The sequence below is a fragment of the Polynucleobacter sp. GWA2_45_21 genome (genome assembly GCF_001830325.1).
GTDB lineage: Bacteria > Pseudomonadota > Gammaproteobacteria > Burkholderiales > Burkholderiaceae > Polynucleobacter.
Genome location: NZ_MHZG01000001.1, coordinates 636,123 through 661,394, shown reverse-complemented (window position 1 = coordinate 661,394; position 25,272 = coordinate 636,123). Strand labels below are relative to the sequence as shown.

Annotated in this window: 21 protein-coding genes and 1 riboswitch; of the genes, 17 read left to right on the top strand and 4 right to left on the bottom strand. The window is 46.5% G+C overall.

From position 1 onward, the window contains the following. Positions 1-49 precede the first annotated feature (49 nt). A complete protein-coding gene (locus A2X74_RS03325) occupies positions 50-949 on the bottom strand; it encodes a lipid A biosynthesis acyltransferase (RefSeq protein ID WP_293628081.1) in 900 nt (299 codons plus the stop codon). 25 nt (positions 950-974) lie between these two features. After that, positions 975-1,835 (bottom strand): lysophospholipid acyltransferase family protein, encoded by an 861-nt coding sequence (locus tag A2X74_RS03320; protein WP_293628083.1) that lies wholly within the window; start codon positions 1,833-1,835, stop codon positions 975-977. Between the two features lie 203 nt (positions 1,836-2,038). Here A2X74_RS03320 and metK point away from each other — a divergent pair, with 203 nt between their 5' ends. The 3 genes from metK (at position 2,039) to metF (ending at position 5,789) form a co-directional block, all read left to right on the top strand. After that, entirely contained in the window at positions 2,039-3,205 is a 1,167-nt protein-coding gene (gene metK / locus A2X74_RS03315) for a methionine adenosyltransferase (protein WP_293628085.1), read from the top strand. A gap of 79 nt (positions 3,206-3,284) precedes the next feature. After that, positions 3,285-3,396: riboswitch (S-adenosyl-L-homocysteine riboswitch) on the top strand. 61 nt (positions 3,397-3,457) lie between these two features. After that, positions 3,458-4,903, top strand: a complete 1,446-nt coding sequence (gene ahcY / locus A2X74_RS03310; protein ID WP_293628087.1) for an adenosylhomocysteinase — start codon at positions 3,458-3,460, stop codon at positions 4,901-4,903. A gap of 55 nt (positions 4,904-4,958) precedes the next feature. After that, a complete protein-coding gene (metF, locus tag A2X74_RS03305; protein ID WP_293628089.1) occupies positions 4,959-5,789 on the top strand; it encodes a methylenetetrahydrofolate reductase [NAD(P)H] in 831 nt (276 codons plus the stop codon). Here metF and A2X74_RS03300 read toward each other — a convergent pair. Beyond that, positions 5,779-6,402 carry a 5-formyltetrahydrofolate cyclo-ligase gene (locus tag A2X74_RS03300; protein WP_293628091.1) on the bottom strand — a complete coding sequence of 208 codons (624 nt, stop codon included), beginning with the start codon at positions 6,400-6,402 and terminating at the stop codon, positions 5,779-5,781. The genes metF and A2X74_RS03300 overlap by 11 nt on opposite strands. Before the next feature lie 55 nt (positions 6,403-6,457). Here A2X74_RS03300 and A2X74_RS03295 point away from each other — a divergent pair, with 55 nt between their 5' ends. Genes A2X74_RS03295 through A2X74_RS03285 form a run of 3 tightly spaced genes read left to right on the top strand, consistent with a single transcriptional unit; the run spans position 6,458 to position 10,492 of the window. Next, positions 6,458-8,416 carry a lytic transglycosylase domain-containing protein gene (locus A2X74_RS03295; protein WP_293628093.1) on the top strand — a complete coding sequence of 653 codons (1,959 nt, stop codon included), beginning with the start codon at positions 6,458-6,460 and terminating at the stop codon, positions 8,414-8,416. A gap of 23 nt (positions 8,417-8,439) precedes the next feature. Continuing rightward, complete coding sequence (locus A2X74_RS03290) at positions 8,440-9,348, top strand: complex I NDUFA9 subunit family protein (protein WP_293628095.1); 909 nt, start codon at positions 8,440-8,442, stop codon at positions 9,346-9,348. A 4-nt stretch (positions 9,349-9,352) separates the two neighbouring features. Then, positions 9,353-10,492 carry a polynucleotide adenylyltransferase gene (locus A2X74_RS03285; protein WP_293628097.1) on the top strand — a complete coding sequence of 380 codons (1,140 nt, stop codon included), beginning with the start codon at positions 9,353-9,355 and terminating at the stop codon, positions 10,490-10,492. Between the two features lie 4 nt (positions 10,493-10,496). Here the strand turns inward: A2X74_RS03285 and A2X74_RS03280 are convergent, their stop codons facing one another. Further along, a complete protein-coding gene (locus tag A2X74_RS03280) occupies positions 10,497-11,624 on the bottom strand; it encodes an SAM-dependent methyltransferase (RefSeq protein WP_293628099.1) in 1,128 nt (375 codons plus the stop codon). A gap of 85 nt (positions 11,625-11,709) precedes the next feature. Here A2X74_RS03280 and A2X74_RS03275 point away from each other — a divergent pair, with 85 nt between their 5' ends. The 11 genes from A2X74_RS03275 to A2X74_RS03225 all read left to right on the top strand — a co-directional run bounded on the left by A2X74_RS03275 (position 11,710) and on the right by A2X74_RS03225 (position 25,248). Next, positions 11,710-12,531, top strand: a complete 822-nt coding sequence (locus A2X74_RS03275; protein ID WP_293628101.1) for an SDR family oxidoreductase — start codon at positions 11,710-11,712, stop codon at positions 12,529-12,531. 13 nt (positions 12,532-12,544) lie between these two features. After that, positions 12,545-12,940 carry a dihydroneopterin aldolase gene (locus tag A2X74_RS03270; RefSeq protein ID WP_293628103.1) on the top strand — a complete coding sequence of 132 codons (396 nt, stop codon included), beginning with the start codon at positions 12,545-12,547 and terminating at the stop codon, positions 12,938-12,940. A 28-nt stretch (positions 12,941-12,968) separates the two neighbouring features. Continuing rightward, the gene (ttcA, locus tag A2X74_RS03265; RefSeq protein ID WP_293628105.1) at positions 12,969-13,877 is read left to right on the top strand and encodes a tRNA 2-thiocytidine(32) synthetase TtcA; all 909 of its coding nucleotides are present in this window, start codon (positions 12,969-12,971) and stop codon (positions 13,875-13,877) included. Beyond that, positions 13,874-15,349 carry a bifunctional UDP-N-acetylglucosamine diphosphorylase/glucosamine-1-phosphate N-acetyltransferase GlmU gene (glmU, locus tag A2X74_RS03260; protein WP_293628107.1) on the top strand — a complete coding sequence of 492 codons (1,476 nt, stop codon included), beginning with the start codon at positions 13,874-13,876 and terminating at the stop codon, positions 15,347-15,349. The genes ttcA and glmU overlap by 4 nt, the downstream gene beginning before the upstream one ends. Then, positions 15,349-17,181, top strand: a complete 1,833-nt coding sequence (glmS, locus tag A2X74_RS03255) for a glutamine--fructose-6-phosphate transaminase (isomerizing) (RefSeq protein ID WP_293628109.1) — start codon at positions 15,349-15,351, stop codon at positions 17,179-17,181. Before glmU ends, glmS begins: the two co-directional genes overlap by 1 nt. Before the next feature lie 157 nt (positions 17,182-17,338). Continuing rightward, positions 17,339-17,770 carry a MarR family transcriptional regulator gene (locus tag A2X74_RS03250; protein WP_293628111.1) on the top strand — a complete coding sequence of 144 codons (432 nt, stop codon included), beginning with the start codon at positions 17,339-17,341 and terminating at the stop codon, positions 17,768-17,770. Next, positions 17,763-18,320, top strand: a complete 558-nt coding sequence (locus A2X74_RS03245) for a flavodoxin family protein (RefSeq protein WP_293628113.1) — start codon at positions 17,763-17,765, stop codon at positions 18,318-18,320. Before A2X74_RS03250 ends, A2X74_RS03245 begins: the two co-directional genes overlap by 8 nt. A 30-nt stretch (positions 18,321-18,350) precedes the next feature. Next, positions 18,351-19,211 (top strand): pirin family protein, encoded by an 861-nt coding sequence (locus A2X74_RS03240; protein ID WP_293628115.1) that lies wholly within the window; start codon positions 18,351-18,353, stop codon positions 19,209-19,211. 149 nt (positions 19,212-19,360) lie between these two features. After that, positions 19,361-20,896, top strand: coding sequence for an efflux transporter outer membrane subunit (locus A2X74_RS03235; RefSeq protein WP_293628117.1), 1,536 nt, complete (start codon positions 19,361-19,363; stop codon positions 20,894-20,896). A gap of 169 nt (positions 20,897-21,065) precedes the next feature. Beyond that, a complete protein-coding gene (locus tag A2X74_RS03230) occupies positions 21,066-22,205 on the top strand; it encodes an efflux RND transporter periplasmic adaptor subunit (RefSeq protein WP_293628578.1) in 1,140 nt (379 codons plus the stop codon). Between the two features lie 7 nt (positions 22,206-22,212). Continuing rightward, positions 22,213-25,248 carry an efflux RND transporter permease subunit gene (locus A2X74_RS03225; protein WP_293628119.1) on the top strand — a complete coding sequence of 1,012 codons (3,036 nt, stop codon included), beginning with the start codon at positions 22,213-22,215 and terminating at the stop codon, positions 25,246-25,248. Positions 25,249-25,272 lie beyond the last annotated feature (24 nt).

The window sequence follows — 25,272 nt, the reverse complement described above, 5'->3', positions numbered from 1 at the left end:
CGTAATGTGCGCGTAGGCTTGTTTAAATTCGTACTCAAAAGATTTCCAATTAGTTATAAAGACCAGGCTCGCCAGCTGGCCGATGCTTAAAGCGTTTATGTACCCAATAGTACTCTGCAGGCCTTTCGCGAACAAGGTCTTCGATATATTTATTCAGGCGTGCGGTATCTGCCTCAACGTCATCTGTTGGAAAGTTGGGTAGTGGTGCACTGATATTGCACGTATAGCCCATGCGATCAGGATTTAATGTGGTGGTCATGAGGCAAACTTCTGCGCCACTGAGCCTAGCTAGGCGCGAGACTGAAGTGATCGTATTGGTTTGGATTCCAAAGAAGGGAACAAAAACAGAGTCACGGGGGCCGAGATCAATATCAGGGGCAATAAAAATAAAGTTCCCTGTTTGAATTTCACGAATCAAATCACGTAAGCGACTTTGCCTCTCAATGGATTTACCCCCAAAACGATTACGCCATTCAATCATCTTTTGATTAAAGAATGGATTCTTCATATTCTGGTAGAGGCCGGCACCACGAGGCCAATCATGCTGACTTGCTAAAACAGACAGCGCCATGAAGCCGCCTTCAAGCCCTACAAAATGAGGGTTAATTAAGAGTCGTGGCTTCCGATCGCCTAAAGTGATTGCAGAGTTGATGGTGACGATATCGGTAATTTGTTTTCCGCTACCAAGCCAAATACGACTTCTCTCAATGACGCTACGCCCAAATAGTTTCCAGTGCTCTAGTGCAAGAGAATCAATTTCATCTTCACTCAGATCAGGGAAGCACAAGCGCAAGTTCGTTTTTACAACCTTGGCACGCTCATTTGGTATGTGTGCCGCCAACCATCCGAGACCGTAGCCAATATAAATGGTGAGGGCGTAAGGCAAAAATGCAAAAAGGCGCAGTAAGTTCAGCGCCAGAAAATTAAAAACGTTTTGTAACCAGGTCATGTTGAATAAATTATAAATTTATTAACTAATTGCTTGGTGGTAATTCTGCTCCGCTAGGATGTTTGTAGCGGTTATATGCCCAGATAAATTGATTGGGCGCAACTAGGATCGCATTCTCAATGGCAGTGTTCAGTTCAGCTGCAGCAAGCATGGAGTCTTCAGAGAGTGGCGCCAATCTCTTAGCCTGCATTAGCCAACCTTTGCCAAGACCTTTGCGCTTGGCGGTAAACATGACCACTGGCGTGTTGTTGCGATTAGCTAGACGTGCCGGTAGCGGAGTTGTGTAGGCTGGGCGTCCAAAGAAGGGTACCCAAACGCCTTCACCGCCGCTAGGTACCTGATCTGGAAGAATGCCAATGGCTTCACCCCGTGTCAGCGCCCGAGTCATTTGACGAACGCCATTCAGATTAGTTGGCACGAAGTGCATATTGGGATAGGCGCGACCTTCTTCAACTACTTCATTTAGCCACTCTTGGCGGGATGGGCGATAAAGAATGGTCGCTGGAAAATGCTGGGCTAATACCCTAGGAATGATTTCAAAACCACCAAGGTGTGGGGTGAGCATGACTAAGCCATGACCCTCATTGATTGCCGCCTCAACGAGATCCCAGTCTTGTACTTCAACAAGGGAAAGTGCTTTTTTTGGATTTCGCCAAATCCACAGGCTGTCTGAGAAAAGTTGACCTGAGGCCGCCGCCGCATGCCAGATTTGCAGGGGTAAATGATGACTCTTAACAACGGCCTCATATTGAGGGCGAAAAAGTGATCGATATTGCTTTGAGCCGACATAAGCCAAAATTCCCAAAACACCCCCAATGACCTGAACTAGGAATAAGGGCAACACTGCAATTGCAGCGAGGGTTAGCTTGAGAAGGAGTTTGCGCACCCTCTAATGATATTCAATGCCAGCGCTAGGGCCAAATTTCCTATGCCGCTTGATGAATAAGGCGTTTTTCGGATAGAATTCACCCATCGCTGAGTTAAGGCAACTTGCAGGGCGATTCATAAATTCTGCTAAAGCGTCGCCGTTGAAGTTCCTGGCACGTCGAGTTGTCCCATAGATCGTGTTAATTTTTAAAGGAATATGCAATGGCAAATGATTACTTCTTTACCTCAGAATCCGTTTCTGAAGGTCACCCCGATAAAGTAGCAGACCAAATCTCTGATGCCATCCTGGATTCAATCCTAGCTCAGAACCCAACTGCGCGCGTTGCTGCAGAAACTTTGTGCAATACCGGCTTGGTAGTTTTAGCTGGTGAAATCACAACGAACGCCAATGTGGATTACATCCAAGTAGCTCGCAATACTTTGCGTGAAATTGGTTACGACAACACTGACTACGGTATTGATTACAAAGGTTGTGCTGTGTTGGTTGCTTATGACAAGCAAAGCCCAGACATCGCTCAGGGCGTAGATAAGGCGCATGACGACGGTTTAGATCAAGGCGCTGGTGACCAAGGTTTGATGTTTGGTTACGCTTGTGACGAAACTGCAGAGCTGATGCCTTTGCCAATTCATTTGTCACACCGCTTGGTAGAGCGTCAGTCTCAACTACGCCGTGATGGCCGTTTGAACTGGTTGCGTCCAGATGCGAAGTCTCAAGTGACCTTGCGCTATGTGGATGGCAAGCCTGACTCAATCGATACAGTCGTTCTCTCCACGCAACATGATGAAGAAATCTCTCTCGAGAAATTGCGCGAAGCAGTCATCGAAGAAATCATCAAACCAGTATTGCCGAAGCATTTGATTAAAGGTGCGATTAACTTCTTGGTAAACCCAACAGGTCGATTCGTTATTGGCGGCCCGCAAGGCGATTGCGGTCTGACAGGTCGCAAGATCATTGTGGACACCTACGGCGGTGCGGCTCCTCACGGTGGCGGTGCTTTCTCAGGCAAAGATCCATCCAAAGTTGACCGTTCTGCTGCTTACGCTGGTCGCTATGTGGCCAAGAACGTGGTTGCCGCTGGTTTGGCAAGTAAGTGCTTGATTCAGATCTCTTATGCGATTGGTGTAGCTAAGCCAACTTCAGTGATGGTGAGCACCTTTGGCACTGGCAAGATCTCTGATGAGAAGATTGCACAACTGGTATCTGAGCACTTTGACTTGCGTCCAAAGGGTATCGTCAAGATGTTGAATCTCTTGCGTCCGATTTATCGCAAGACTGCTGCTTATGGCCACTTTGGTCGTGAAGAGCCAGAATTTACTTGGGAACAGTGCGATAAGGCGCCTGCCTTACGCGCAGCAGCTGGCTTGTAATCCGCTTTCTAGCTAGTAAATTTGCAGTATGTAGTTGTATTGAGGCGAAATATGGCGAAATTGATTACAATTTCGCCATACCTTCAAGGAGCGTTGCAAGGAATACTGAGAACCAGTGTTTCCCCAGGCTTGAAGGGAGTGGACTCCTAGGTAACCCCAGAGTTTGCTAATTGCAACTGCGCTCGCTAACCCATGATTCAATGGCTAGCGAGTTCTTACTCCAGCATTGGATCGTCTTTAGCTGGAGCATTCATGAGTACCGTTTCCGATTTAAATAATTTTGTAGCAACCCGTTGCGCTATTGCCGATATTTCTTTGGCTGACTTTGGTCGTAAAGAAATCGCAATTGCTGAAACAGAAATGCCAGGCCTCATCGCTATTCGCGACGAGTTCGCATCACAGCAACCATTGCGTGGCGCACGCATTACTGGCTCATTGCACATGACTATTCAAACTGCAGTGTTGATCGAGACGCTTGAAGCTCTCGGCGCCGAAGTGCAGTGGGCATCTTGCAATATTTTCTCCACACAAGATCACGCTGCTGCAGCAATTGCTGCTAACGGCACTCCAGTGTTTGCGATCAAGGGTGAAACCCTTGAGCAGTACTGGGATTACACCCACCGTATTTTCGAGTGGGCAGATGGCGGCTTCACCAATATGATTTTGGATGACGGCGGCGATGCGACTTTGTTATTGCATCTCGGTGCACGCGCTGAGAAAGATCAAGCTTGCTTGAATCACCCAACTAGCGAAGAAGAAACTATTTTGTTCGCAGCCATTAAAAATAAATTGGCGCAAGATCCAACTTGGTACTCCACACGCTTAGAAAAAGTAAAAGGCGTAACTGAAGAAACAACTACTGGCGTACATCGCCTCTATCAGATGTTTGCAAAAGGTGATTTGAAATTCCCAGCAATCAACGTGAACGACTCTGTTACTAAGAGCAAGTTCGATAACCTCTATGGTTGCCGTGAATCTTTAGTTGATGCGATCAAGCGTGCTACTGACGTGATGGTTGCCGGTAAGGTTGCGGTGGTTTGTGGTTATGGCGATGTGGGTAAAGGTTCAGCTCAAGCTCTACGTGCTTTGTCTGCTCAAGTTTGGGTTACTGAAGTGGATCCAATCTGTGCATTGCAAGCAGCAATGGAAGGCTACCGTGTTGTCACAATGGATTACGCTGCAGATAAGGCGGACATCTTTGTTTCAGCAACAGGTAACTACCATGTGATTACACATGACCACATGGTGAAGATGAAGAATCAAGCCATCGTTTGTAATATTGGGCACTTCGATAACGAGATTGATGTTGCTGGTATTGAAAAATACAAGTGGGAAGAAATCAAGCCACAAGTAGATCACGTGATTTTCCCAGCAGCTAATGGCAATCCTGAGAAGCGCATCATCATCCTTGCTAAAGGTCGTTTGGTTAACCTCGGTTGCGGTACAGGTCACCCATCTTATGTAATGAGCTCTTCATTTGCGAACCAAGTAATTGCACAGATCGAATTGTGGAATGCAGTTGGCACAGATAAATACCCAGTCGGTGTTTACACCTTGCCTAAGCATTTGGATGAGAAGGTTGCTCGTTTGCAGCTCAAGACATTGAATGCAGAGTTAACTGTATTGTCAGATCAGCAAGCTTCTTACATTGGCGTAACGAAGGAAGGCCCTTATAAGGCTGACCACTACCGTTATTAATCTGCACATTGCTAGATATTGTTCAATAGAGAAATAGAGACACAGGCCCAAGATCATGGAATTAAGCGTTGAATTCTTCCCTCCAAAAACACCTGAAGGTGAGACTAAGCTTCATCTGGTGCGCGAGCGTTTTAGTGAAACGCTCAAGCCCGCTTTTTATTCCGTGACTTTTGGTGCCGGTGGTTCTACACAATCTGGCACATTAAAAGTGGTGAGTGATATTCATGCTGCAGGTGCAGCGGTTGCTCCCCATTTATCTTGTGTTGGTAGCTCACGTGAAAGCGTGCGCGAGATGTTGAAGCAATATCAAGCTTTAGGCGTTAAACGGATCGTAGCTTTACGTGGCGACTTGCCATCTGGCATGGGTCAGTATGGTGAGTTTCATCACGCCAATGAATTGGTTGAATTTATTCGTGCAGAAACTGGTGATTGGTTTCACATTGATGTAGCCGCCTATCCAGAGACTCATCCTCAGGCAAAGTCACCTGCAACAGATGTGGATTTCTTTGTGCAGAAAATGAAAGCTGGCGCCAATTCAGCAGTAACTCAGTATTTCTACAACAGCGATGCTTACTTCCGCTTTGTTGACGAGGCTTATGACTTGGGTGTTACTGAGCCAGTCATTGCGGGCATTATGCCGATCACCAACAGCACTCAGTTACTACGTTTTTCAGATGCTTGTGGCGCAGAAATTCCACGCTGGATTCGTTTGCGCTTGCAGTCTTATGGCGATGACACTGCCTCGATTCGTGCGTTTGGCGAAGAGGTGGTGACCGATCTTTGCGATCAGCTCTTGACTGCTGGCGCCCCAGGATTGCATTTCTATTCGCTAAATCAGGCAGACGCTGTTTTAGCAATTGCTGATAATCTCAGTCTCAATAAGTAATTAATAAGCCTGACTCAGTCAGCATGGCATCCAAAGGCTCATCATGAGTTTGAGCCTGCCATTGAGCATCATTTAATTTTTGCCAGTCAAAGCCAATGCCTATGCACAATAGGCTTGGTTTAGCTTTGCGCAAATGAGCCAAGGTGCGGTCAAAGTAGCCGCCCCCATATCCAAGCCGCCAATAGTGTGTTCTATCGCCCTCCCTGGATTCTGACCAGCCTACGCAGGGAATCAAGATGCAGTCTGGAGTGAGTTGAGGTCTGCGGGGGTTGTTGGGGTCTGGCTCTGGCACACCATGGCGGCTTGGAATCAGTAAGTCACCTTCTTGCCAGACATAAAAATCTAAATGTTTATCGGGGCGCGCAAAAGGGAGAGTCAGCGTTTTGTCTGCATGGCTCTTCGCCCATGCCAATAGAGCCGGCCGAAGATCAAGTTCATCCTGTATGGGGCAATACAAGGCAATAGATTGAACCTGGGTGTCATGGTCAGCTAGAAAGCTGGTTAGGCCAGCCAAAATAGCTTCTTGTGCAATGGGATAGCTTGCGCTAGCCGCAAACTGTTTCCTTTGGGCCAGTAAGTCCTGCCGTAGCGATTTTGGAGAATTGCCGTGCATATAGACCATTATCAGGCGAAAATTAAGAGATATAGTAAATCCATAAGGCTAGACAGTGAAAAAGAGGTTTGATGTTTTTGGTGGTTGGCAAAAAACGGTGGGCGGAGTTCTATTTCTAGCCCTTGCAGTTTCTGCGCCCAGCATTTTTGCGGAAAAAGCCAAGAAAACTGTTCCCGCCAAAGCAAGCAGAATTTCGGCCTTTGAAGTCACTGAGGGTGATCGTACCTTTATTGAGTTGCGTGAGGCTGCCAAAAGAAATGACGTAGCTCGCGCACAGACCTTGGCTGCCACTCTCTCAAACTACCCTTACGAAGACTATGTAGCCTATTTCCGTATCAAGCCTCAGCTATTTGATAGTGCTGGTGTGGCTCGAGCTGATAGTAATGCAGACTCACAGGTAGTTGCTTTCCTAAATCAATACCAGGGTACTGCTTTGGCTGATCGGATGCGCAATGACTGGCTACTCGTTTTAGGTAAGCGAAAAGATTGGTCACGCTTTGATGTTGAATATCCTAAGTTTGTTTTGGATGATGACACTCAGGTGAAGTGTTATTCACTCCAATCTAAATTGGCGCAAGGCGAGAACCCAACTAAAATAGCGATTGATGCGCGCGCAATATTATTGGATCCACGTTATTTCGGTCAGGCTTGCCAGGAGCTAATACCAACTTTAGTTGGCGCTGGAGGAATGACTCCTAGCGAGGCAAAGGCATTGGGACGCGCTGCAGCTGAGATGGGTTTTGAATCCATGTCGCGTCGCATTGGCGGTGAAGATCCTATTGCTGACATTGTGAAAGCTGCTAAAGCAGATCCTGCAAAGGCATTTAGAGATTTTTCTCAAAATGCATCTCGTTATAGTAAAGAGAATCAAGCCGTAGCTTGGGGTGTGATTGGTCAATTCCTCGCAAAGAAATTAGATCCGAATGCAGATGATGCGTATCGCCTTCAACAAGAGCTGGGCTACAACGAGCTTCTGTCTACTGAAGGTCAAGAGTGGAAAGTACGTGCAGGTTTACGGGCTAAAGACTGGACGCTGGTAAAGAATGCAATTGAGGGCATGAATCCTGTGGTGCGCAGTAAGGATCCGGCGTGGACTTATTGGTATGCGCGCGCATTAAAAGTTGATGGCCAAAATGAAAAAGCGCACGAGAACCTTGAACTCATTGCTGACCAGTACAACTTTTATGGGCAGCTTGCGCGCGAAGACTTAGGTAAACCGAATCATGCGCCCGCCCGAACCAAAGTGAGTGATGCGGAAATCGAAGCTATGTCACAACGCAAAGGGTTCATTAGAGGCGAACGCTTCTATGCCATGAATTTGCGCTTTGAAGGCAATCGCGACTGGAACTGGGAGTTGCGTAATATGAGTGATAAGCAGTTACTTGCAGCTGCTGAATACGCTAAGCGGATTGGTTTGTACGACCGTGTTGTAAATACGGCAGATCGTACCAAGCAAGAGCATGACTTCAGCTTACGCTACCCAACCCCTTATCGTGATGAGCTCTCGCCAATTGCTAAGCAAATTGATTTGAACTTGGCGTGGGCATATGGCTTGATTCGTCAAGAGTCACGCTTCATCATGAATGCCTCTTCTTCAGTTGGCGCTTCAGGTTTGATGCAGGTGATGCCGAATACGGCGAAGTATGTTGCTAAGAAAATTGGCATGACCTCCTATACCAGTGACAAGCTCGCCGATACCAATACCAATCTCACCTTGGGTAGTAACTACTTGAATATGGTGTTGATAGATTTAGATGGATCTTGGGTTCTCGCATCTGCAGCTTATAACGCTGGTCCATCACGCTCTAAAAACTGGAGAGAAAAACTCACCAGCCCGACTGAGGGCGCGATCTTCGCAGAAACGATTCCATTTAATGAGACGCGTACCTATGTAAAAAACGTTTTGGCGAATGCAACGTATTATTCATCGGTGATGCATGGTCAGACACAGTCTTTAAAGCAACGTTTAGGGGTAATTGCTCCTAAAGCAGCAAACGCATCAGAGCTACCTTAGTATTTCAACTGCATAGGAGTTTTATGAAATATGACATTCTGCTAATTGGCGGTAACGGTTTTGTAGGCAGAGTCCTGGCAGCCCAACTGCAAGCAGACGGCTATTCCGTTTTACTGCCAACTCGACACTTAGCATCCGTACGTGAATTGCGCATGCTCCCGAAGGTACATCTAGAAGATGCTGATGTTCATGAGTTTGATGCTTTGCAAGAGCTTTGCTCACGAATTAAGCCTGGCGGTGCAGTCATTAATTTAGTGGGTGTACTGCATGACAAGCCAGCTCAGCCCTATGGAAAAGTGTTTGAAGCTGCGCATGTAGAGCTTCCTAAAAATATCATCACTGCTATGCAACTTCATGGTATCAAGCGTTACCTTCACATGAGTGCATTGGGTGCAGACTCAAATGGTCCATCAATGTATCAGCGTAGTAAAGGTGATGGCGAGGCTGCAGTAAAAGCAAGTAACTTGAATTGGACTATTTTTAGACCTTCAGTCATTTTTGGCGCGCAAGACCAATTTATTAATTTGTTTGCCAAGCTAACGAAGTTGTTTCCAGCGATGCCATTGGCAAACTCGGGGGCACAGTTCCAGCCAGTCAGCGTAGATGATGTAGCTAGTGCATTTACCAAGTCACTAACGATGCCATCTACGATTCATCAGTCTTATGATTTGGTGGGGCCTACTGTTTACACCATGAAAGAGATTGTGGAATTTGCTGCGCGTAAGGCCAATACAAAATGCGCCATTATTCCTGTGCCTGCTTTTGTTGGTTATCTTCAGGCCTTGGCTTTTGAATTTCTGCCTGTCCCAACTTTAATGTCACGCGACAATATTGCATCAATGCAGTTGCCCAATATTCTTCCGCTCAATGGAGTAGACGCATTATCTAAAGTCTTTGGTATTAGTCGGCGCACCTTAGAAGGTATGAAATAAGCTCATGAAGATCTACGCTGTTGGTGGCGCCATTCGGGATACCCTCATGGGTTTGCCGGTGCACGACATTGACTATGTAGTGGTTGGCTCTAGCGTAGAAGAGATGATTGCTCAGGGCTTTCGTCCGGTGGGTAAAGATTTTCCAGTGTTCTTGCATCCAGAGACGCAAGCTGAATATGCCTTGGCGCGCACAGAGCGTAAAACTGGCAAGGGCTACAAAGGCTTTATGTTTTACGCTGACCCGACCGTCACCTTGGAGCAGGACTTAGAACGTCGTGATCTGACGATCAATGCAATGGCGCAAGAGGTCGGTGCTGATGGTAAATGGGCAGGACCTATTTTGGATCCCTATAACGGTCAGCAAGATTTAGCGGCTAAGGTATTTCGTCATGTGTCCGATGCGTTTGCTGAGGATCCATTGCGTCTATTGCGTATCGCTCGTTTTGCAGCGCGCTTTCCTGGGTTTACGGTTGCACCAGAAACCATGGCCGCCTTGCAGGCAATTGTTCAATCCAATGAATTGTCAGCACTCTCGGCTGAGAGAATCTGGCAGGAGTTGGCCAGAGGTTTTACTGCAAATAAGCCAATGCGCATGTTTCAAGTCTTGTTAGATTCTGGTGCAGCCAAAGCTTTACTACCATTGGCGCTGACATCCTATTTAGCTAAAGAAGAGTTCCGCGAGCAACTCATTGCACATTTGCATGCAGCAGATGATCGCCTGGAAGATCGGTGTGCTGTCACTCTCATGCATTTACCCGCTAGTGAAATTCGTTCATGGGCAGAGTGCGTCAAGATGCCAAATGAGGTACGTGATTTCAGTGAAATATTTAGTGAGCTCAATGTACTTATCGAGAAATCAGTCAACGAGGCAGACACTAGCTATCAGCCCATAGATGTATTGACTTGGTTTAATCGCGCAGATGTTTGGCGTAAGCCCGAGCGTGGAAATGCTTTGTTGGATTTGGCAAGGCATATTGGCTTGAATGTCGATACTTTAATTTCAGCAATGCAAAATGCCCAATCGCTCAATACGGCCGAAATTATCGAAGGTGTTCCTGCAGACCAGAGAACTAATGGTGAAAGAATTCGTAGTGCGGTGGATGCCGCAAGACTCTCCGCCATTACTGCAGCCATAAACAACTAAAAGCTTACAGCCGGTTTCTGCCTCGAAGGCCAGGTAAGTCTTCTAAGACATGATCTGGCAATACGTCGGATAGTTTCTTTGAGAATGCAAAAACTTTGAAGAGCTCACCCATCTCTGCTTCAGACAATAGTTTTTGTAGCGAGTTTGAAATAGGTAAGAAAGTTTCTGGCTTGCTGGGATCGCCAATCTCCAATGCAATATCGCCAATGCCAGCATCTAGTAAATAAGACGCCTGATTGCTGAGATAGACATCATCCACTTCTTCTTCGAGTGCACTGCGTGCAATCTGTGACCACTCTACATGCGTTGTTAAATCACAAAGACCTGGAAGATGAAATGGATCTTGAATAGCATGATGCCGATGGTGTGCCATGAGTGTGCCTTCTAGGCGTTGTGCATGGTAATACTCACTCTCCGGAAATCCGTAATCAAAGGTGATGAAGAGTCCGGTATCGAGATGCTTGGCTACTTGGTGCATCCAAGCATTGGCGGGTGCATGTAATTCGGTAATGTAGCCTTCAGAAAAGTTTCCAGTGAGCAAAGTCTCTGGAAGTAGTGACTGCTCAACAGGCTGTCCTGCTGACCAAGTAAGCTTGCCATCAATAACTGAAACACCTTGCCAATACCAAAAGCCATTTTGAAAAATGATGGCATCACACGGAATGGCATCTATCACCTCATTTGCCAGAATGATGCCCTTGAAGTTGCTAGGTAAAGAACTTAACCAATGGCATTGAGTAGAAAGGGCTAGTTTTTCTACAACTTGCTTGAGGCGCTCTTCTTGCCTTTGGGCTAGGTCGGGTGAGATCTCAATAATGTCGTAGCGATCCAGGTTGAAGTCCAGATCGTGGAATCGGGTGAGAATAGATTCAGCTAACTTGCCAGTGCCAGCGCCAAATTCCAGAATTTGGGTAGGGAGCCCCTGAGCCTTCAGCCCTTCTAGAATGGGCAAAAGGGTTTCTACAATGGCGGCGCCAAATAAGGGGGACAGCTCTGGGGCTGTCGTGAAATCACCACCAGCACCCAATTTGTGGGCTCCAGCGCTGTAATAACCCATGCCTGGCTCATATAAAGCCATTTCCATATACCTTGAAAAGGGCATCCAGCCGCCTTTGGAGACGATTTCAGCCATTATTTTTTGGCTAAGAAGCTCGGTATGAGCCGTTTCAAGGCTGGTCAAGGTAATATCCATAGCTCGCTAGTCTAAGAGAATTTAAGTGAACTTGAGTTCAAACCCATCACCTCAGCAAAATAAAGCGGTTTTAGTGACCGGCGCTGCGAAGCGTCTTGGTCGGGAAATTGCCTTGGAATTTGCTCGTCAGGGCTGGGATGTGGCGGTCCATTATGGCTGGTCTGAGTCGGATGCCCAAGCTACCGTAGCCGAAATCCAAAAATTGGGGGTTAAGGCAGCGGCTTTTAATGCTGACCTCGCCAGCGAAGCAGAAATTCACTCCCTGTTTGCTGCAGTTGTTGTTGAATTTCAAAACCTTCAGTGTCTCGTCAATAGCGCCTCAATCTTTGAATACGATCGTGCCAATTCGAATACTCCGCTGAGCGGTAAAAGTTTGCAAGACCACATGCAAGTCAATTTAGCCGCACCCATTTTGCTATCTCAGCTGATGTTTGAATATCACAAGCGTCAGACAAAGAAAGCAAGTGAGAGCAATTTATCAATTCCCTCGGTGATTCAGTTGCTCGATCAAAAACTGATCAATCTCAATCCAGATTATTTGTCTTACACATTGTCTAAAGCTGCACTACTCACTTCAGTTGAAGTGTTGGCGGTAGATTTTGCTCCGCACATACGGGTGATTGGTTTGGCTCCTGGTATTACGCTGACTTCGGGCGATCAAACTGCAGCAGGTTTTACCAAGGCCCATCAGATGACGCCATTAGGTAAGTCATCAACACCAAGCGATATTGCAAAAGCCGCTGTATTTTTGGCCAGCTCAAATGCGATTACGGGCACGACCTTATATGTGGATGGTGGACAACATCTATTGCCATCATCACGCGATGTAATGTTTAAAACAAACTAAAAGTTAAAAATTTATGCACGCTATTCTTTCTCATCCTGCCTTAGTTGATTGCCGCCGTTTGTTTTTGCGTGACTATGAAATCTATATCAATATCGGCGTACATGATTTTGAGAAGAAGGCTGAGCAGCGTGTCATTCTGAATGTAGATCTCTATATTCCTTTGAATATGAATACCCCTTCGAAAGACTTATTAGAAGAGGTTGTGGATTACGACTTCATGCGTGAAACCATTAAGGCGCGGTCTTCTCAGGGCCATATCCATTTACAGGAAACCTTCTGCGACGACATCGTGACTGCGATGCTCTTGCATCCGAAGGTGATTGCGGCTCGCGTCAGCACAGCAAAGCCGGATGTTTATCCAGATTGCCACTCCGTTGGTGTTGAAGTATTTCGGATGAAGCAGGCTTAAAGAAATTTCAGAAAAGAATTCAGTAGCCATGAGCGATATCCGCAAAGTCGTCTTCGAAGAAAACAAGCTTGAGAAAAAGCTATGTCGTTTAGTCGGCCAAGCGATTGGTGACTTTGGCATGATTGAAGATGGCGACAAGGTAATGGTTTGTCTATCAGGCGGTAAAGATAGTTATGCCATGCTCGATATTCTGCTCAAGTTGCGCGAGCGTGCCCCAATTAATTTTGAAATTGTTGCTGTTAATTTAGATCAAAAGCAGCCAGGATTTCCGGCAGAAATTTTGCCGAACTACTTAAAAGCTTTGGGTGTTCAGTACCATATTGAAAACCAAGATACCTACAGCATCGTCAAGCGTGTAGTTCCAGAAGGAAAAACGACTTGTGGTCTTTGCTCTCGTTTGCGTCGTGGAATTTTGTATCGCGTAGCAGATGAGTTGGGTGCTACCAAGATTGCTTTAGGCCATCACCGTGATGACATCTTAGAGACATTAATGCTCAATATGTTCTTTGCCGGCAAGCTCAAAGGTATGCCGCCAAAGTTGCGATCTGATGATGGCAGGCATATTGTCATTCGTCCTCTCGCATACGTTCCTGAAAAGTTACTTGAACGATATGCGGTAGATATGAGCTTCCCAATTATTCCGTGTAATCTCTGCGGCAGTCAGCCTAACTTGCAGCGCGGCGCCATGAAAGAGATGCTGCGTGATTGGGAGAAAAAGCACCCAGGGCGCGTCGAGAATCTATTCCGCTCAATGCACCATATCGTGCCATCCCATTTAATGGATGGCGAGGCCTTTGATTTTAAGAATCTCGAGATTTCTACAGAGCTGTCGGGCATTGCTGCCAGATCTGCTGGCGATAAAGCGATTGACGAGACGGGGATCGATGAAATAGCCTGTGGAACGCTGATTCAGGGGTCTTATAATCCCTCTTTATGAACATCGTTATTTTGGCTGCTGGGCAGGGAAAGCGGATGAAGTCCGCATTACCCAAGGTTCTCCAAACCTTGGCCGGGAAACCCCTTCTCCAGCACGTTCTCAATACAGCTCTGGATTTGCAGGGCAAAAGTGCTAAAACTGGCCCCATCGTGGTTGTTGGCCATGGCGCTGCTGATGTCAAAGAGTTTCTTCAAATTGCTAGCGAGCAAGATTCTCGCTTTAGCAAAGTCAGCACTGCACTGCAGGCTGCACAAAAGGGAACAGGCCACGCTCTATTGCAAGCTTTGCCTAAATTGGATGTAAATGAGCCGACTTTAGTTCTATATGGCGACGTACCTCTTACAAGTAAAAAGACGCTCTCTAAATTAGCTAAGTTGGCTGATGGTGTGCGTGGCCAAGATTCTGCATTAGCGTTGCTAACTCAAAACCTCAACAATCCAACGGGCTATGGCCGCATCGTGCGCGATATCGATGAGTCGGTAAAGGCGATTGTGGAAGAAAAAGATGCTTTGCCTGCGCAAAAGCGCATTCAAGAAATCAATACCGGCATCATGGTACTGCCAACCAACTCACTCAAGAAGTGGTTGAAGTCTTTGCGAGCCAGTAATGCCCAGGGCGAATACTACTTAACCGATGTGATTGCGATGGCAGTAAAAGACGGCGTACCCATTCGTACTGCACAAGCTGATGCTGAATATGAGACGGTTGGAGTAAATAGTCGAGACCAGTTAGCTGCCCTCGAGCGAGTGCATCAGCTCAATCAAGCAAATGTACTCATGGATGCTGGGGTTTCTTTGGCTGATCCAGCACGGATTGATATCCGTGGAACACTAGAGTGCGGCACTGATGTATTTATTGATGTCGGCTGTGTATTTGAAGGTTGCGTGACTTTAGCTGCGGGCACAAAAGTGGGTCCGTACTGCATTATTCGTAATAGCGTGATTGGTAAGAATGTCACCATTCACCCATACAGCCATATAGACGGTGCAAAAGTTGGAGCAAGTTCATTGATCGGCCCTTATGCTCGTTTGCGCCCCGGTGCAGATTTGTCCAATGATGTACATATTGGCAACTTTGTCGAAGTGAAGAACAGCAAGATTGCCGCAAACAGTAAAGCCAATCACTTGGCCTATGTGGGTGATTCGATTGTGGGCTCTAGAGTCAATATCGGCGCAGGTACGATTACTTGCAACTACGATGGTGTGAATAAACACCAAACGATTATTGAAGATGATGTCTTCATTGGTTCGGACACTCAGTTGGTTGCCCCAGTACGCGTTGGCCGTGGTGCCACATTGGGTGCAGGTACAACTCTGACTAAAGATGCGCCACCTAATCAACTTACCGTGTCACGAGCCAAACAAATCTCTTTGCAGTGGCAACGCCCACTAAAGAAAGAGAAAAAGCCGGCAATCAAGAAGGCCGCTGTAAAAAAAGTAGCCGCCAAAAAATCCGTGAAGGCTAAAAAATAATGTGCGGGATCGTTGGCGCAGTCTCGCGCAAGAATATTGTTGAGGTTTTGATTGAAGGACTTCGTCGCCTTGAATATCGCGGTTACGATTCATGTGGTTTTGCAGTAATTAACAGCAATGATGCCAAGCACCCAATTGAACGTGCTCGTACTACTGCTCGTGTTTCTGAGTTAGCAGAGCAGGGCAAAGAATTTGATGGCACACTAGGTATTGCACATACTCGCTGGGCAACCCACGGTAAACCTGATACACAAAATGCACATCCCCATATCTCTGGTGGATTAATCGCTGTAGTGCATAACGGCATTATTGAAAACTACGAATCATTACGCACTGAGTTGAAGTCTGCGGGCTATGTATTTGCCTCAGAAACCGATACTGAAGTGATTGCGCATTTAATTCATCAAGCTTATGTGGCAAGTAAGCAGGCAGATCTGGTTGCTTCGGTGCGCTCTGTATTGCCGCGCCTGCATGGTGCTTATGCGATTGGTGTGATTGCGCAAGATCGTCCAGATGTTTTGGTGGGTGCTCGCGTGGGCTCTCCACTAGTCGTTGCTCTTGGTGAAAATGAAAACTTTCTTGCCTCTGATGCGCTTGCTTTAGCTGGTCGCGCACATTCGATGATGTATTTGGAAGAGGGTGATGTTGCCATTTTGAAGGCTGAAGGTATTGAGATCCTTGATCAAGCTGGCAAATCTGTACAGAGAGAGCATAAGGCTATGCCCGCGCAAGCTGACTCAGTAGACCTAGGTCCTTATCAGCATTACATGCAAAAAGAGATTTTTGAGCAGCCAGGAGCGATCGGCGATACGCTGGCTAACATTGCCAGTTTTGGTCCGGAGCTCTTTAATGCCGATCCTGAGCAATGGAAAAAATTTGATCAAATTTTGATCTTGGCTTGCGGCACTAGTTACTACTCTGCTTGTGTTGCTAAATACTGGTTAGAAGATTTAGCTGGCATTCCGACGCAAGTTGAGATTGCTAGTGAATATCGTTATCGCACAACCGTTCCCAATCCGAATACATTGGTTGTGGTGGTTTCGCAGTCTGGTGAGACTGCAGATACTTTGGCAGCCTTGCGTCATGCTCAGTCTTTGGGCCATCAATACACGCTAGCAATTTGTAACGTTGCAAGTAGTGCCATGGTTCGCGAAACAAATTGGAATTTTTTAACCAAAGCCGGTACTGAGATTGGCGTAGCTTCTACTAAAGCCTTTACAACCCAGCTAGTTGCACTCTATCTGCTGGCTGTTTCATTGGCTAAGCGTGCAGGTAAGGTGAGTCCTGAGCAAGAAAAAGAGCTCTTGCGCGACTTGCGTCATTTACCAAAAGCCTTGCATGCCGTATTAGCGCTTGAGCCACAGATCATTGCTTGGAGTACTGCATTTGCTAAGTGTGAAAACGCTTTATTTCTCGGGCGCGGCATGCATTACCCGATTGCCCTTGAAGGTGCACTCAAGTTAAAAGAGATTTCTTATATTCATGCTGAGGCCTATCCAGCTGGTGAGTTAAAACATGGCCCGCTTGCCTTGGTTACTGAAAAGATGCCAGTAGTGACGGTAGCGCCTAATGATGACTTGCTTGAAAAGCTGAAGTCCAATATGCAGGAAGTTAAAGCTCGCGGTGGCAAGTTGTATGTCTTTGCAGATCAAGATACCGAGATTACTAGTAGCGAGGGTATTAACGTCATTCGCTTGCCTGAGCACTACGGCAAGCTTTCTCCAATCCTGCATGTTGTTCCATTGCAGCTTCTGGCCTATCACACAGCCTGCGCCCTAGGGACTGATGTCGACAAGCCACGTAACCTCGCAAAGAGCGTTACGGTCGAGTAATTGCTCTGGGGTAAATTTACCTCAAAACTCTAAGTAATGCCATTAACCCAGGCGTAAGCCAATCAATCGGGTGTATTCCTTTGATTGTCTAGGGTCTTGTAATTAGTACGAACTAGTACTAAACTAGTACGCATACAGACTAATTTGAGAATATTTAATGAGTCATCTAAGGCTAGTTAAGGAATTGGTTCAGGCATATCAGGCATTTGAGGCATATTCTGCGGCGCATATTAAAGAGATGGGTTTAACTACTACCCAGTTCGATATTGTTGCGACCTTGGGTAACCAGCCACCAATGACTTGTAAGGAATTAGGCGAGAAGACTCTCGTCTCAAAAGGCACCATGACTGGTGTTTTGGAAAGGCTCGAGACAAAAGGCTTGATTGAAAAGTTTCTAAATGTCGAGGATGGTCGCAGTTACAAGATCGGTTTATCAAAGAGTGGTGACAAATTATTTAAGAAGGTATTTCCGGAGCATGTGGAATATCTTGGGAAAGCTTTCGTGAAGTTAAGTAAAAAAGATATTGAACAAGCAGTCACAGTTTTAAAAGAAGTTAAAACAATTTTTCAAAGGAAAGATCATGACTAAAGTAGCCGTTGTATTTCACAGTGGTTATGGCCACACAGTTAAACAAGCTGAAGCTCTTGCTAAGGGTGCCAATGGAACCCTGATAGCCATTGATGCTGAAGGCAATATTACAGATGCGCAGTGGGAAACCCTAAACACTGCCGATGCCATCGTATTTGGCTCACCAACCTATATGGGTACTGTGAGCTGGCAGTTTAAGAAATTCGCTGATGCTAGCTCTAAGCAATGGTTTTCACAACAGTGGAAAGATAAAGTATTTGGTGGCTTTACCAACTCTGCCACCATGAACGGAGATAAGCATTCCACCTTGCATTACTTCTTCACCCTAGCAATGCAGCATTCAGGTGTTTGGGTTGGTACTGGTTTGATGCCTTCGAATTCCAAAGCAGCGAAGCGTGATGATGTGAACTATGTTGGTTCATCTGCTGGCGCAATGATGCAAACACCTTCAGATGCAAGTGCTGATGAAGTGAATGTAGGCGACTTAGAAACCGCACGTCTCTACGGCGAGCGTATTGCAAAGATTGCTGGCGAACTAAAAGCGAAGTAAGAATTTATTTTCTGAAAAACTGGGGGAATGATGAAAAAACTCATTGGTATACGAGGCAATGATCAGGGTCACTGGGTTGGCGATGGCTTTCCTGTGCGCACCTTGTTTTTCTATCAAGACCTGGGCAAGCAAATGAGCCCATTCTTGATATTGGACTATGCAGGTCCAGCAGAGTTCCCCTCCACAACTGAGCGCAAGGGTGTGGGCTCACACCCTCATCGCGGTTTTGAAACAGTCACCATTGTTTATGAAGGTGAAGTAGCGCATAAAGATTCAACGGGTCAGGGCGGTGTTATTGGCGCTGGCGATGTGCAGTGGATGACTGCCGGCTCTGGGATCTTGCATGAAGAGTTTCACTCAGAAAGTTTTGCCAGAAGCGGCGGAACTTTGGAGATGGTGCAGCTCTGGGTGAATTTGCCAGCACAGCTCAAAATGACTAAGCCAGCTTATCAAGCCATTTTGGATAAACAGATTCCTGTAACGGATTTGAGTAATGGCGCAGGGCAAGCGCGCATTATTGCTGGAGAGTTTTATGGTCATACAGGACCAGCTAGCACCTTCACGCCTCTGAATGTGATTGACCTGAAGTTAAAAAGGGGTTCGGCAAGCATTCCTGTGTCTGAAGGCTGGAATGCTTCCCTAGTTGTTTTGAAGGGCGCAGTTGAGGCTGGTGAGGGCGTGGTTGCTAAAGATGCTCAGATGCTGATGTTTAGTAATCAGGGCCAAGATATTCAATTCAATGTGCTTGAGGACTCTATTGCTTTGCTGCTGAGTGGGGAGCCGATTAATGAACCTATTGTTGGGTATGGCCCATTTGTCATGAATACTAAAGAAGAGATTGCTCAAGCAATGCAAGATTTCAACAGCGGAAGCTTTGGAAGAATCGCCTAAGAAGAATAGGGTTGGGGTATAAAAAATCTGTTTGACTTCTACGCGCAGCTGTGTACAAAAATTTATTAGTCAAATCAAGGTGTTACACAGACTCGATTAGAAAAGTGTGTTCAAATATCTACTGTAGAAAAGGATATTTGTCACCGTTCATGTTTGGCTCCAAAGATTTCTCTAGTTTGCGTTGGCTTCCGCTTATTTTTGCGGGATTTCTTTCTGCATGCGCGGTAGGGCCAGACTTCAAGCAGCCCGATGCTCCCAATACATCTGGGTATACCGAAACTACACTTTCACAAAAGTTGGCCACTGCGCCTGGAGTGCCTGGTGGAACGGATCAAGAATTTATTGAAGGCGCTGATATTGAGGCTCAGTGGTGGGAATTATTTAAATCTCCTGAGCTAGATGTATTGATTAAAAAAGCTTTGCAACAAAACCCAAATTTAGGCGCAGCTGATGCTGCCCTGCGTGCGAGCCAAGAAAATGTTAGCGCACAAATTGGTGGGCAGTATTTCCCTGCCATTGGTTTAGGTGGCGGCGTGACACGTCAGCTACAACCTTCTGCCATCTATGGCTTGCCTTATGGCTCCGATACATACAATCTCTACAACGCTTCCGTAAACGTCACCTATAAGCTTGATGTTTTTGGTGGTGCGCGTCGTGCAGTTGAAGGTGCAAGAGCGCAAGCAGAGATTGCACAGTTCCAGCTAGAAGGCGCATACCTTTCTCTGACAGCTAACATCGTTACTGGTGCAGTACGCGAAGCTGCTTTGCGCGCACAGATGCAGGCCACAGAAGAAATTCTGAAGGCGCAAACGAATTTAGCCGAAGTAACAGAGAAGCAATTGGCGATTGGTACAGTTTCTCGAGTGGATGTGACATCACAAAGAACTTTGGTATCTAACTCCCAAGTGGATTTATTTACCTATGAGCGCAACCTTTCCTTTGCACGCAATCAGTTGGCCGTATTAGTTGGGGAGCTCCCTAGTAATGCCAACATCACTAAGTTTGACTTGAAGTCTTTGCATTTGCCAGAGAAGCTGCCGCTTTCAGTGCCATCGAGTCTTGTGCGCCAACGCCCGGACGTACGTGCTGCAGAAGCACAGCTCAAGGCTACGAATGCTTTGGTGGGTGTGGCTACTGCCAATTTATTACCGCAATTTAATATCACTGGTGCAATTGGTTCCGCAGCGTTGACTAGTGCGGCTCTATTTGGGCCGAACGCAACTCTATGGTCTATTGCCGGCGGTATATTTCAGCCGCTCTTTCAGGGTGGACAATTATTGGCGCAACGTCGTGGTGCTATTGCGAATTACGAGCAAGCGGTTTACCAATACCAAGCCACCGTGCTGAAAGCCTTTCAAGAAGTGGCAGATGCCTTGCGCGCTCTAGAGACCGGTGCTCAAGCATTGAAGTCTGCATCAGATGCAGAGCGTTACGCTTATGAAACTTTAGAGTTAGTACAGCAGCAATATAAGTTGGGCACTGCAAGTTACTTGGCCGTTCTCTATTATCAAAATCAATATCAAATTGCTAAAGTCAAATCGGTTTCTGCGCAAGCAACTCGATTCTCTGACACAGCAGCATTATTTGCAGCACTAGGCGGCGGCTGGTGGAATCGCACCGGCCCAGCCTTTCAACCAAAAGCCATAGCGAACAAAGATCAAAATGAAACTTCTGGAAACAATTAAAACCAAGGTAACGGCAGCAGCACTTGCCTTGTGGACTTGGATATGTGCGAAGGCAGTTGAGTGGAAACTTCGCGAGAGACTCGTTGCGCTTTGGGAAAAGGTAAAAGGATTCTGGGCACGTTTGCGCGAACGCTTCCAGCGCAGTAAAGCTAACGCCAAACTGCAGTCTATGACCCCCTTGGGTCGACGCATGACCATTATGTTGTGTGGCGTATTTTTATTATTGGGCTTGATCTTTGGATTCAATCAACTCAAGACCTTCATGATTAAGCATTTCATTGCGGGTATGGGTTTACCGCCTGCAACGGTTTCTACGATGGTGGTCGAAACAACAGCATGGCAACCCAAGTTATCTAGCGTTGGAAATGTGCGTGCGTTTAGAGGGGTAGAGCTCAGCACTGAAATTGGTGGCTTGGTTCAAAACGTACCCATTAAATCCGGCATGGATGTTAAAGAGGGTGAGTTGTTAATTAAATTAAATGACGCATCAGACATTGCCCAATTGAATTCTTTAAAAGCCTTGGCAGATTTAGCCAAGGTAATTAATGAGCGTGATAGACAGCAGCTAGAGATTCAGGCGATTAGTAAGAACGTATTTGACACTAGTAAAGCTGATGCTAAGTCCAAGCAGGCTCAGGTAGAACAGCAAACTGCTCTAGTGGCCAAGAAGAATTTAAAAGCCCCCTTCAGTGGACGCGTCGGTATCGTGATGATTAACCCTGGTCAGTACGTTAATCCAGGCGATAAGTTGCTCACCCTCCAAACCTTAGACCCTATTTTTGTAGATTTCAATCTCCCCCAGAGTAATGCTGAGCAGATTCAGGTTGGACAAGAAATTGTGGTGACAACGGATGCATTCAAGGGTGCAAGCTTTACTGGCAAGGTTACTGCCGTGAGTCCTAAAGTGGATACCAATACGCGCAATATTCAGATTGAAGCCCAGCTGGCCAATCCAGATAAAAAGATTTTGCCAGGCATGTTTGCTAACGTGAATATTAAGCTGGGTGATGAAGTGAAGTTACTGACATTGCCTCAAACTGCTGTGACTTATAACCCGTATGGTTCGACAGTATTTATTGCCAAGCCAACTGGCAAAAAAGATAAACAGGGCAAACCTACGCTTGAGGCACAACAAGTCTTTGTAACCACAGGACTAACGCGAGGCGATCAAGTTGCAATTCTCAAAGGGGTTGAAGAGGGGGACACGGTTGTTACTAGTGGCCAACTTAAGTTGAAGAATGGCACACCGCTGATTGTGAATAACAAGGTGTTGCCATCGAATTCACCAAACCCACAGCCACAGGAATAAGTCCTAGATGAATTGGACTGACATATTTATTCGTAGGCCAGTGCTCTCACTGGTAGTGAGTGCGCTTGTCTTGGTGTTTGGTTTGAAAGCGGTTGGTTCTTTGCCAGTCAACCAATACCCGCAAACCCAAAATGCGATTGTCACCATTACAACGGCTTACTATGGCGCTGATCCAGAGACGATTGCAGGTTTTATTACGCAGCCACTAGAGACGGCGATTGCTCAGTCTCAAGGTATCGACTATTTATCCTCGATGAGTGTGAGTGGCCTCTCGACCATTACCGCGACTCTCAAGCTCAATTACGACTCCAATGCTGCGCTGACACAGATCCAGACACAGATTAGTTCGGTTAAGAATCAGTTACCACCGCAAGCTCAGCAACCCGTATTGACTGTGCAAATTGGCCAGTCTACTGCGGCAATGTACATGGGCTTTTATAGCGATGACATTCCGAATAATGCGATTACCGATTACTTGTTGCGGGTGGTTAAACCGAAGCTGGATGCCGTTGATGGCGTCCAAAATGCTGAAATCACTGGTGGAAGAAAGTTTGCTCTGCGTGCTTGGCTTGATCGCGAGAAGATGGCTGGCCTTGGTGTGGGTGCCGATGATGTTTATAGCGCCATGGCAGCCAATAACTACTTATCCGCAGTAGGTAGTACTAAGGGTGATATGGTTGCTGTCGATTTAGTGGCCGGTACAGATCTACACACGCTCGATGAGTTCCGCAAATTGGTTGTCAAAAAAGATGGCATCAATATTGTCTATTTAGATCAAGTGGCGACCGTGAGCATGGGGTCGGAGGACTACAACACGAATGTCGCATTTAGTGGCAAGCGCTCAGTATTTATTGCCATCAAGGTGGCACCTCAGGCGAACTTGCTTGATGTGGCAGAGCGTGTTCGTGCTGTAGTGCCAGATATTCAGAAGCAGTTGCCAACTGGTATGTCGGGCAAAGTGGTTTATGACTCGACTAAGTTCATTACTACTTCAATTGATGAGGTGGTGGCCACCCTATTGGAAGCGCTGTTAATTGTGACAGTGGTGATTTATCTTTTCCTAGGAAGCGCACGCGCAGTTGCTGTACCCGTGATTGCGATGCCACTCTCATTGATTGGCACATTCTTCTTAATGCAAGTATTAGGCTATTCCATTAATTTGCTGACACTACTTGCCTTGGTATTGGCGATTGGTTTGGTGGTCGACGATGCCATTATTGTGGTTGAGAACGTTGACCGTCATATGAAGGAAGGTAAATCTCCGCTCGAGGCCTCCTTAATTGCTGCGCGCGAGTTGGGCGGCCCAATTTTGGCAATGACGATTGTATTGATTGCGGTTTATATCCCGATTGGCTTCCAGGGCGGTTTAACGGGAGCGCTCTTTACCGAGTTTGCCTTTACTTTAGCAAGTGCAGTCGCAGTATCGGGATTGATTGCATTGACGCTTTCACCGATGATGTGTTCACGGATCTTTACTGAAGAGCAAGAAGCTTCATCGTTTGTACAAAAGATCGATCGCATTTTTGATAAGGTGCACCACAGCTATCAATCCACTTTGCGTGAGCTCCTGAGCACCTGGCAGGTCATCATTGTGATGGGTGTGATTTTGCTGGGAGGAGTGGCCTATCTCTACGCTACTGCTCGCGCTGAATTAGCGCCAACAGAAGACCAGGGCATTGTGTTGATGCAGGCTTCAGGCCCGCCGAACAGTACGGTCAATCAAATGCAGACTTATGCTGATCAGATTTATCAAATATCAGCAGCAGAGCCTGAATATGAGCAGATGTTTCAGATCACTAGCCCAACCAGTAGTTTCGGTGGTGTATTGCTCAAGGATTGGGATCAACGCAGTCGTAATGCCACGAAGTTTCAGGAAGATATGCAAAGTAAGTGGAATTCGATCGCCGGTGCTCGTGTAGCAGCCTTCCAGTTCCCGGCTTTACCAGGCGCACAGGGCTTACCTGTTCAGGTAGTTATTAATACCACTGAGTCTTATGAGCAACTTAATGAAGTATCTCAAGCGGTGCTGGATAAAGCGCGTCGTAGCGGCAATTTCTTCTTCGTGGATTCGGATTTGAAGATTGATAAGCCGCAAGATGTTTTAGAAATTGATCGTGAGAAAGTCGCTGCACTGGGAATGACCCAGCAGCAAGTGGGTAGCGCCCTCTCTGCTGCCCTGGGTGGCGGTTATGTCAATTACTTCTCTGTCGCTGGTCGCTCCTATCGCGTTATCCCACAAGTCAAGCAGGTGGATCGTCTCAACCCAGATCAAATCTTGGATTACTACATACGCACTCCAAGTGGGCAGATGATTCAGGCGCGCACCATAGCAACAATTAAGCAAAAAGTGGTTCCGCAATCTATTAATCACTTTCAGCAGTTGAACTCCGCAACGATTTCTGGTGTGAGTACACCATTTATTTCTCAGGCAGATTTGCTCGAGTTCATGCGTCAAACTTTGAAGGAAGTGGCGCCCAATGGTTACACCATGGATTACGCCGGCCCATCCCGTCAGTTTATGGCGGAGTCTGGTGGTTTCTTGGTAACAATGTTCTTTGCTATCTTGATCGTATTCTTGGTCTTAGCTGCACAGTTTGAAAGCTTCCGCGATCCGATTGTGATTTTGGTTTCAGTGCCGCTCGCCTTGTTTGGTGCATTGATCTTTATTAATTTGGGATTCACAACTTTGAATGTGTATACCCAGGTTGGACTGGTCACGCTAATGGGGTTAATTAGTAAGCACGGTATTTTGATTGTGGAATTTGCTAATGAGTTGCAGGAAGCTGGTCGCAGTAAGTTAGATGCCATCGTTGAAGCTAGTAGCGTGCGTTTGCGCCCGATCTTGATGACAACTGCGGCAATGGTGCTGGGTGTTGTTCCCTTGGTGATTGCATCTGGTGCAGGTGCTGCTGGCCGTCAATCTATGGGTATCGTAATCTTTACGGGTTTGTCGATTGGCACTTTGTTTACGCTCTTTGTGGTGCCAGCAATGTACTTGTTTATTGGCGCAGATCACCATCAGAAGAAATTTAAGCAACAGTAATATTTTTACTGGAGTGCCAAAGAA

Bases quoted from the DNA above. Each gene is read 5' to 3' on its own strand.
- A2X74_RS03325 (WP_293628081.1), bottom strand. From the start codon at position 949: ATGACCTGGTTACAAAACGTTTTTAATTTTCTGGCGCTGAACTTACTG.
- glmS (WP_293628109.1), top strand. From the start codon at position 15,349: ATGTGCGGGATCGTTGGCGCAGTCTCGCGCAAGAATATTGTTGAGGTT.
- A2X74_RS03285 (WP_293628097.1), top strand. From the start codon at position 9,353: ATGAAGATCTACGCTGTTGGTGGCGCCATTCGGGATACCCTCATGGGT.
- A2X74_RS03250 (WP_293628111.1), top strand. From the start codon at position 17,339: ATGAGTCATCTAAGGCTAGTTAAGGAATTGGTTCAGGCATATCAGGCA.
- A2X74_RS03270 (WP_293628103.1), top strand. From the start codon at position 12,545: ATGCACGCTATTCTTTCTCATCCTGCCTTAGTTGATTGCCGCCGTTTG.
- A2X74_RS03235 (WP_293628117.1), top strand. From the start codon at position 19,361: ATGTTTGGCTCCAAAGATTTCTCTAGTTTGCGTTGGCTTCCGCTTATT.
- A2X74_RS03240 (WP_293628115.1), top strand. From the start codon at position 18,351: ATGAAAAAACTCATTGGTATACGAGGCAATGATCAGGGTCACTGGGTT.
- ahcY (WP_293628087.1), top strand. From the start codon at position 3,458: ATGAGTACCGTTTCCGATTTAAATAATTTTGTAGCAACCCGTTGCGCT.
- A2X74_RS03225 (WP_293628119.1), top strand. From the start codon at position 22,213: ATGAATTGGACTGACATATTTATTCGTAGGCCAGTGCTCTCACTGGTA.
- metF (WP_293628089.1), top strand. From the start codon at position 4,959: ATGGAATTAAGCGTTGAATTCTTCCCTCCAAAAACACCTGAAGGTGAG.
- metK (WP_293628085.1), top strand. From the start codon at position 2,039: ATGGCAAATGATTACTTCTTTACCTCAGAATCCGTTTCTGAAGGTCAC.
- ttcA (WP_293628105.1), top strand. From the start codon at position 12,969: ATGAGCGATATCCGCAAAGTCGTCTTCGAAGAAAACAAGCTTGAGAAA.
- A2X74_RS03245 (WP_293628113.1), top strand. From the start codon at position 17,763: ATGACTAAAGTAGCCGTTGTATTTCACAGTGGTTATGGCCACACAGTT.
- A2X74_RS03300 (WP_293628091.1), bottom strand. From the start codon at position 6,402: ATGCACGGCAATTCTCCAAAATCGCTACGGCAGGACTTACTGGCCCAA.
- glmU (WP_293628107.1), top strand. From the start codon at position 13,874: ATGAACATCGTTATTTTGGCTGCTGGGCAGGGAAAGCGGATGAAGTCC.
- A2X74_RS03280 (WP_293628099.1), bottom strand. From the start codon at position 11,624: ATGGCTGAAATCGTCTCCAAAGGCGGCTGGATGCCCTTTTCAAGGTAT.
- A2X74_RS03230 (WP_293628578.1), top strand. From the start codon at position 21,066: ATGACCCCCTTGGGTCGACGCATGACCATTATGTTGTGTGGCGTATTT.
- A2X74_RS03290 (WP_293628095.1), top strand. From the start codon at position 8,440: ATGAAATATGACATTCTGCTAATTGGCGGTAACGGTTTTGTAGGCAGA.